General features: G+C 67.8%; 9 protein-coding genes. 5 read left to right on the top strand and 4 right to left on the bottom strand.

The genetic code is table 11. The features are described from left to right. The 3 genes from ACWELQ_RS32800 to ACWELQ_RS32790 form a co-directional block, all read left to right on the top strand. The coding region (locus tag ACWELQ_RS32800) for an arylsulfotransferase family protein (protein WP_452400914.1) at positions 1-1,115 on the top strand (1,115 nt) is incomplete at its 5' end. A gap of 79 nt (positions 1,116-1,194) precedes the next feature. Next, positions 1,195-2,001, top strand: a complete 807-nt coding sequence (locus tag ACWELQ_RS32795) for an isoprenyl transferase (protein WP_452400913.1) — start codon at positions 1,195-1,197, stop codon at positions 1,999-2,001. Next, positions 1,998-2,411 (top strand): hypothetical protein, encoded by a 414-nt coding sequence (locus ACWELQ_RS32790; RefSeq protein WP_452400912.1) that lies wholly within the window; start codon positions 1,998-2,000, stop codon positions 2,409-2,411. The genes ACWELQ_RS32795 and ACWELQ_RS32790 overlap by 4 nt, the downstream gene beginning before the upstream one ends. Positions 2,412-2,432: 21 nt before the next feature. On the opposite strand, the gene ACWELQ_RS32785 is transcribed toward ACWELQ_RS32790, so the two are convergent. After that, positions 2,433-3,062, bottom strand: a complete 630-nt coding sequence (locus tag ACWELQ_RS32785; protein WP_452400911.1) for a TetR/AcrR family transcriptional regulator — start codon at positions 3,060-3,062, stop codon at positions 2,433-2,435. A gap of 365 nt (positions 3,063-3,427) precedes the next feature. Between ACWELQ_RS32785 and ACWELQ_RS32780 the strand changes: the two genes are divergently transcribed. After that, positions 3,428-4,336, top strand: a complete 909-nt coding sequence (locus ACWELQ_RS32780) for a hypothetical protein (RefSeq protein ID WP_452400910.1) — start codon at positions 3,428-3,430, stop codon at positions 4,334-4,336. A gap of 62 nt (positions 4,337-4,398) precedes the next feature. On the opposite strand, the gene ACWELQ_RS32775 is transcribed toward ACWELQ_RS32780, so the two are convergent. The 3 genes from ACWELQ_RS32775 to ACWELQ_RS32765 all read right to left on the bottom strand — a co-directional run bounded on the left by ACWELQ_RS32775 (position 4,399) and on the right by ACWELQ_RS32765 (position 6,226). Next, positions 4,399-4,809 (bottom strand): Fur family transcriptional regulator, encoded by a 411-nt coding sequence (locus ACWELQ_RS32775; protein ID WP_452400909.1) that lies wholly within the window; start codon positions 4,807-4,809, stop codon positions 4,399-4,401. 3 nt (positions 4,810-4,812) lie between these two features. Then, the gene (locus ACWELQ_RS32770; protein ID WP_120739732.1) at positions 4,813-5,208 is read right to left on the bottom strand and encodes an ArsR/SmtB family transcription factor; all 396 of its coding nucleotides are present in this window, start codon (positions 5,206-5,208) and stop codon (positions 4,813-4,815) included. A 97-nt stretch (positions 5,209-5,305) separates the two neighbouring features. After that, the gene (locus tag ACWELQ_RS32765) at positions 5,306-6,226 is read right to left on the bottom strand and encodes a hypothetical protein (protein WP_452400908.1); all 921 of its coding nucleotides are present in this window, start codon (positions 6,224-6,226) and stop codon (positions 5,306-5,308) included. Between the two features lie 207 nt (positions 6,227-6,433). On the opposite strand from ACWELQ_RS32765, the gene ACWELQ_RS32760 reads away from it, so the two are divergent. Then, positions 6,434-7,119, top strand: a 686-nt coding sequence (locus ACWELQ_RS32760) for a glycine--tRNA ligase (protein WP_452400907.1), incomplete at its 3' end; no start/stop codon positions are given.

The raw sequence follows: 7,119 nt of genomic DNA, 5'->3' as shown, positions 1-7,119 counted from the left end.
GCCATTCGCGATGTCGGCAACCGCCCGCACAGCTCACCTATTCGGTCCGGGTCGACAAGCCCGGCGTGGCGGACGGATTCCTGTACTACACCACCGGAGTCAGTGCCGCGGCGCTCGTTCCGGGCCTGGGTACCGTGGCGCAGGCGCTGCCGGGCGGCCGCCCCGCGAATGTCATCGCCGACCGCTCCGGCAAGGAGATCAAACGCTACGAACCGCCTGCGGGACAGGATGTCTCGAACTTCCGCACCCAGATCTACCAGGGCCGCAAGGTGCTGACCTGGTGGCAGGGCAGCACGGTGGCCGGGCACGGATCCGGTGTCGGGATCATCGCGGACGAGAACTTCGACGTGCTCGCGACCGTGGACCCGGGCGGGGCCGGGGCGGATGTGCACGAATTCCGGCTCACCCCGGACGGTCACGCGCTGTTGACCTCGTATCCGCAGGTGGACGCCGATCTCACCGCCATCGGCGGCCCGGCGGACGGCAAGATGTTCGACACCGTCGCCCTCGTCATCGATGTCGCCACCGGCAAGCAGTTGTTCCGCTGGAGCGCGGCCGAGCATGTGCCGTTGAGCGAGTCGGAGACCGGCGGCAAACTCAACGGCGACGTCTACGACCCGTACCACATGAACTCGATCAGCCTGGATCCGTCCGGGAATCTGGTTGTCTCGCTACGCAATACCGCCGCCGTCTACGACATCGATCCGAACACCGGCGACATTCGCTGGCAGCTCGGCGGCAAGCATCCGACCCTGATCGCCGACCCGGACGTGCAATTCGCCTTCCAGCACGACGCCGAATTCACCGACCCCACCACCCTGCGCCTGTTCAACAACAACTCCAGCGGCGTGGAGTCGCGCGGCAAGTCGAGCGTGGAGTGGATCCACCTCGACCCGGTCGCCAAGACCGCCACCCTGGTCCGCAACCAGCAGCACCCCGACGGCCTGATCACCCCCGCCATGGGCAATGCCGAAACCCTCCCCAACGGCAACACCCTGGTCGGCTGGGGCATGACCCCGCGCATCTCCGAATTCACGCCCTCCGGCGACCTCGTCTACGACGCCACCCTCCCCTTCGGCACCTACCGCGCCTACCTGGACACCTTCCCCGGCTGATCGCCCTCCGGTGGAGGAAATGTGGAGGTCCCGGGGTAATGGTGTGGGTGGCGTTCGACGCGCAAGCGCGTCGGGCAGGATGGTGGGCGTGATCGGTACCCGGAAGTCCTCGTCTGAGCAGCAGCGTGTTGTGCGGCCGCCGTCGCCGCATCCGTCGGGGGCGAAGCCGCCCGCCATTCCGGCGGAGTTCGTGCCCAAGCACGTGGCGCTGGTGATGGACGGCAACGGGCGCTGGGCGCAGGAGCGTGGACTGCCGCGCACCGCGGGCCATGAGCGCGGCGAGGCCGTGCTCATGGACACCGTCGAGGGCTGCATCGAGATGGGCGTGAAGTGGCTGTCGGCCTACGCCTTCTCCACCGAGAACTGGAAGCGCAGCCCCGACGAGGTGCGCTTCCTGATGGGCTTCAACCGCGATGTGATCCGCCGCCGCCGCGACGAGATGCACGAGATGGGCGTGCGGGTGCGCTGGGCCGGGCGGCGACCGCGCCTGTGGCGCAGCGTGATCAAGGAATTGGAAGTCGCCGAGGAACTGACGCAGGACAATACGGTGATGACTCTCACCATGTGCGTCAACTACGGCGGCCGCGCCGAGATCGCCGACGCCGCACGGGAAATCGCGCGCCTGGTGGCTGCCGGGGAGCTGGACCCGGAGAAGGTCACCGAGGCGACCGTCGCCCGCTACCTGGACGAACCCGATATGCCGGATGTGGACCTGTTCCTGCGGCCCTCCGGCGAGCTGCGCAGCTCCAACTTCCTGATCTGGCAGTCCGCGTATGCCGAATTCGTCTACCAGCACACGCTTTTCCCCGATTTCGATCGCCGCAATCTCTGGGACGCCTGCCTGGAGTACGCCAAGCGTGACCGCCGTTTCGGAGGTGTGAAGTGACCGATCAGCCCACTCCGGCCGAGGAACTGCAGGAGCGTGCCCGGGCCGTGCTGCTGCGCTACGGCGTGGCGGCGGTGGCCGAGGAGAACGGCGGCCTCGGTTTCGAATACGAGGGCGCGCTGTGCTCGCTGCGCGGCGTGAACCTGTCGCCGGGCCTCGACGTGCTGGCGCTCATGTGCATCCTGGCCTGGGATCGCCCGCTGAAACCGCAGTTGCACAAGCGCGTTGCCGAACGCAATGCCGCGCTGCAGTTCGGCACCCTCACCCTGGTGTCGCGGGAGAAGCAGGCCGACATCATCCTGCGCTACACCTTCCCGGCCGCCGGTCTGGAGGACGAGCCGCTGGCCACCATCATCCTGCTGGCCCTCTCCGGCGCGGGCCGCGCCCGCCAGGGCCTGCTGCTGCCCTAGCCGAGCGCCCGCGAATCGCGTTCAGGCGTGGGTTGATTCGGCGGCCGCGGCCGCTCGCCGGTAGTCGGGGAGGACCGCGCTGATGCCGCGGGCGAAGGTTTCCGGGTCGGCGTCACCGAGGATGAGGTGCTGCAGGATGAAGCCGGGCAGCAGGCCCAGGAAGATCTTGCCGATGGCGTCGGTGTCGGCGTCCGGGGGAAGCCAGCCGACGTCGCGCATGCGGTTGGCGTAATCGACCCAGAGGCGACGGATGCCGAGGATGTTGGTGCGCACGTAGTCGGCGATATTGGCGTCGGTGAGCGCCAGCGCCCAGGCCTGCGGAATGATGCGGACCGGGCCGCCGGGCCCGCTCAGCCGCATGATGGCCGCGCTCATGATCCGGACCAGATCCGGGGGAGTGGGCAGCGGATCGCTGTAGACGGCCTCACTGAGGGCGGCGCGCAGATCGACGGTGGCTTCGGTGGTCAGTGCCTCGATGATGTCGTTCTTGGATTTGAAGTACCGGTACACCGCTCCCGCGGAGAGCCCGGATTCGGCGAAGACGTCCTGCATGGTGGTGGCGTGTAGGCCTTTGCGGGCGAAGCAGGTCTGCGCGGCGTCGAGGATCTGCTGCCTGCGGCGTTCCAGGTGCTCCTCGCTGACTCTGGGCATGCGCCCAAAGTAAAACGAATATCCGTTCTTGACAAGCTGACAGCCTGATGTCAGCCTTGTCCCAACCAAATAGAACGAACATCCGCTTTCTTGGAGTCGACATGAGCACGGCACACCGCCCCTCCGATCTCCCCCGTCCCACCCCCCCCCCAACCAGCGCGAACCCCGCGCAGCCCGGCGCGAATCCCGCCGACTCGCTCGTCGGCTCCGCTCCGGCGCTCGCAGATTCCGTTCGGCCGCCGAGGAGTTCGCTCGGCGCGGGGCCGGAAGCTGATCGTCGCCCCACTGGTGCGCGGCCGCGAGTGTGGGGGCTGGTACGTCGGGCCGTCGCGTTGGGATTGGCGGCGGCTGCTGTTCAGGCGCTGATGCTCATCGCGTTCGCCTGGCCCGCGGCTCGGATCGCGCCACGGGATCTGCCTATCGCGCTGGTCGGTCCGCAGGCCGGCGCGATTGCGCAGCAGCTCGATTCCCGCGAGCCGGGAGGATTCGATTTCCGGACCGTCGCCGACGAGTCCGCGGCCCGGCAAGCCATTGCCGATCGCGATGTCTACGGGGCGGTGCTGACCGATGGGCAGCCTCGCGTGCTGGTCGCTTCGGCCGCCGCTCCGATTGTGGCTCAGCAGCTTTCGGGTCTCGCGCAGCAGTTGAACGGGGCGCAGGCCGCGCCGGTGCAGGATGTGGTGGCCGCCGATCCGCACGATCCGCGCGGAACCGGTTTCGGCGCAATGGTTCTCCCGCTGGTCATGTCGGGGCTGGCCGGGGGAGTGTTGCTGAGTCTGCTGGTCTCTTCGGTCACCGCCCGCGCCGCGGGGCTGGCCGTCTTCGCCATTGCCGGTGGGCTGCTGAGCATGTCGATCGTGCAGGGCTGGCTGCATCTGCTGCCCGGCGCCTATCTGACCATGGCCTCGATCAGTGCGCTGGTGTCCTTCGCGGTCGCCGGGACGGTGGCCGGTCTGGCGGCCGCCATCGGCCGGGCGGGGATCGGGGTCGCCGCGCTCGCCATGCTGTTGATCGGAAACCCGTTCTCCGGAGCCACTTCCGCGCCGGAACTGCTTCCGAAGCCTTGGGGTGAGATCGGGCAGTTGCTGCCGCCGGGTGCCGCCGCGACGTTGCTGCGCTCGGTCGCGTTCTTCGGCAGCGCTTCCATCGTGGGTCCGCTGGCGGTCCTGTTGTGCTGGGCCGCAGCCGCTCTCGCTCTGCTCGGTATCGGGATGTTGCGGGGCTCGCGGTCGACGACGGTCGTGGCTGCCGCCGAACCGGTTCCGGCCGTGTGATCGGCCGGGCTGTGAAATAGGGCGCGCCCCTGCGTACTACGCAGGGGCGCGCTCGTCTGCTCTCAGCTCTTGGTGCTGCACGCCTGGCAGGTGCCGAAGATCTCCATGGTGTGGCTGATATCGGTGAACCCGTGCTCGGCGGCGATGGAATCGGCCCACGCCTCCACGGTCGGCCCCTCGACCTCGACGGTGCGGCCGCAGTGGCGGCAGACCAGGTGATGGTGGTGCCCGCTCGAGCACTGCCGGTACACCGATTCGCCGGTGTCGGTGCGCAGCACGTCGACCATGCCCGCGTCGGCCAGGGATTGCAGGGTCCGGTAGACCGTGGTCAGCCCGATGCCCTCACCGCGCTTGCGGAGTTCGTCGTGCAGCTCCTGCGCGGAGCGGAATTCGTCGATGTCGGCGAGCAGAGCGGCGATCGCGCTGCGCTGGCGGGTGCTGCGGACCCCGACGGTCTTCTCGGTCGTTCCCACGGCTCACCCTTCCTCGGCGTGCGCGACGGCGTCGATGACGATGTGCGCGAGATGTTCGTCGACGAGCTCGTAGATGACCTCGCGCCCGGTGCGCTCACCGCGCACCACGCCCGCGGACTTGAGGATCCGCAGGTGCTGACTGATCAACGGCTGGGTCACCCCGAGCGTGTCGACCAGTTCGTGCACACAGCGCGGTGATTCGCGCAGCTGCAGCACGATGGCGATGCGAACCGGGGCCGCGAGCGCGCGTAGTAGTTCTCCGGCGGAGTCCAGAATGGTGCGCGAGGGCACGGCCGGCGGCTGTGGTGACCGGTACGGGTACGGGTCGTGGGGGATCGCGGCCGGAGCCTCGGTCGCGACGTGCGAGCGCCGCAGGGGCGCGCCGCTGTCCGTGGTCATCGAACCAACTCCTTATTGGAAACCGATGCCATTCTTATATGCACGGGTGCGCATGTCAAACACGGAGTCGGCGCGTCGCCGTATCGATCGCCGGATTTCAGCAGTTGCTGCTCTGCGGTATCGGGACCGTGGGGTCGAAATAGTAGTCGGGTCGATGCGGATCCGGGCCGGTAGCGGCCAATGTCGGATTGCTGTAGTTCGGCGCGAGAAAGCCCTGGTCGTAGAGCGAGCAGTTGACCGAATACGCGAAGCCCTTGATCTCGCCGAACCACATGCCCTGCGAGGCGTCGTCGTAGTTCGAGTCCTGGACCCAGTCGTATTCCACCTGTTCGCGCACGACGGCGACGATGTCCAGGGCCGTGTAGTTGCGGCCGGGCGGCGCGGAGAAGGCGTAGGCGATCAGGTAGTCGGTGTGAATCGCCAACTCGCCCTTGTCGTTCTGCGCCGCCGTCATGCTGCCCTCGACCCGGGGCGAGACCGGCAGCAGCGGATAGCCGTGCGCCAGTTTCGAACTCAGCCACCAGTTGTGCGCCTCGTTGCCGGGCGTGAGCGCCTTGCCGCGCAGCTCCGCGACCTCCCCCTGCGCCAACAGGGCCAGCACCGGTTCGGCGTCATGGGTTTCCAGCACGTGCGCGTCGAGCCGGGCTGCCACGATCAGCTGTTTGACCCGATCCATGGCCGCGGCCACGGTATCGGCGGAGAATCGGCCGACCGGGGTGGCGGCGGGCGGCTGGATGCCGGCCGCCCCCTCCTGCCAGACGGCCGAGGGTGTGTTGTCGAAGGGATGCTTCGGGTCGACGTGCGCGACCTCGTTCACCGTCGGGCTCACGCTTGACCCGGATCCGTCCGCCGAGGTGTCGAAGCGAGAGAGCAGATAGCCGCCGCCGAACAGCAGCCCGAGCACTCCGCCCACCCACAGCACTCCCGCGATCCACGGTCTGAGCCGGTGTGCGCGGCGGGCGCGGCGTTCGGCCCGGCGCGCCCAGTCGTCGTCGAACTGCCCTGGGAAATCCCTCATCGCACCGACCCCCGTCGTGCCGCGGTATCGCAGCGGCACCGATCGGTCGGCGTACCGACCGGTGCCGCCTTTCCTACTATTCCGCAGGCGTGCGCGCGACGGCATCCCCCAGCTTGTAGGGGCACTGGGTGCAAAGTCGATTGCCCCGGACCGATAGGCTGGTGTGAATCCTTGCAATCTTCCGGACACGGATGGAGAACTGTTCAAGTGGCACCCAAATCGAAGGTGGACACCGTCGCCAATCTCGCCAAGCGTCGGGGTCTCGTGTACCCGAGCGGTGAGATCTACGGCGGAACGAAGTCGGCCTGGGATTACGGTCCGCTGGGCGTCGAGCTCAAGGAGAACATCAAGCGGCAGTGGTGGCGGTCCATGGTGACCAGCCGCGACGACGTGGTCGGTCTCGACTCGTCGATCATCCTGCCGCGTCAGGTGTGGGTCGCCTCGGGTCACGTCGCGGTGTTCAACGACCCGCTGGTGGAATGCCTCAACTGCCACAAGCGGCACCGGCAGGACCACCTGCAGGAGGCGTACGCCGAGAAGAACAAGATCGACGATCCGGACTCGGTGCCGATGGACAAGATCGTCTGCCCGGACTGCGGCACGGTCGGCCAGTGGACCGAGCCCAAGGACTTCAACATGATGCTGAAGACCTACCTGGGCCCGGTCGAGTCCGAAGAGGGCATGCACTACCTGCGCCCGGAGACCGCGCAGGGCATCTTCGTGAACTACGACAATGTCGCCACCACCGCGCGCAAGAAGCCGCCGTTCGGCATCGCGCAGATCGGCAAGTCGTTCCGCAACGAGATCACGCCGGGCAACTTCATCTTCCGCACCCGCGAGTTCGAGCAGATGGAGATGGAGTTCTTCGTCAAGCCGGGCGAGGACGAGCAGTG

It is taken from the genome of Nocardia sp. NPDC004722, assembly GCF_053601505.1.
Note: the sequence above shows the minus strand (reverse complement) of the source record. Positions and strands in the feature narration are given on the sequence as shown.

Bases quoted from the DNA above. Each gene is read 5' to 3' on its own strand.
- ACWELQ_RS32770 (WP_120739732.1), bottom strand. From the start codon at position 5,208: ATGACCACGGACAGCGGCGCGCCCCTGCGGCGCTCGCACGTCGCGACC.
- ACWELQ_RS32765 (WP_452400908.1), bottom strand. From the start codon at position 6,226: ATGAGGGATTTCCCAGGGCAGTTCGACGACGACTGGGCGCGCCGGGCC.
- ACWELQ_RS32780 (WP_452400910.1), top strand. From the start codon at position 3,428: ATGCTCATCGCGTTCGCCTGGCCCGCGGCTCGGATCGCGCCACGGGAT.
- ACWELQ_RS32785 (WP_452400911.1), bottom strand. From the start codon at position 3,062: ATGCCCAGAGTCAGCGAGGAGCACCTGGAACGCCGCAGGCAGCAGATC.
- ACWELQ_RS32795 (WP_452400913.1), top strand. From the start codon at position 1,195: ATGGTGGGCGTGATCGGTACCCGGAAGTCCTCGTCTGAGCAGCAGCGT.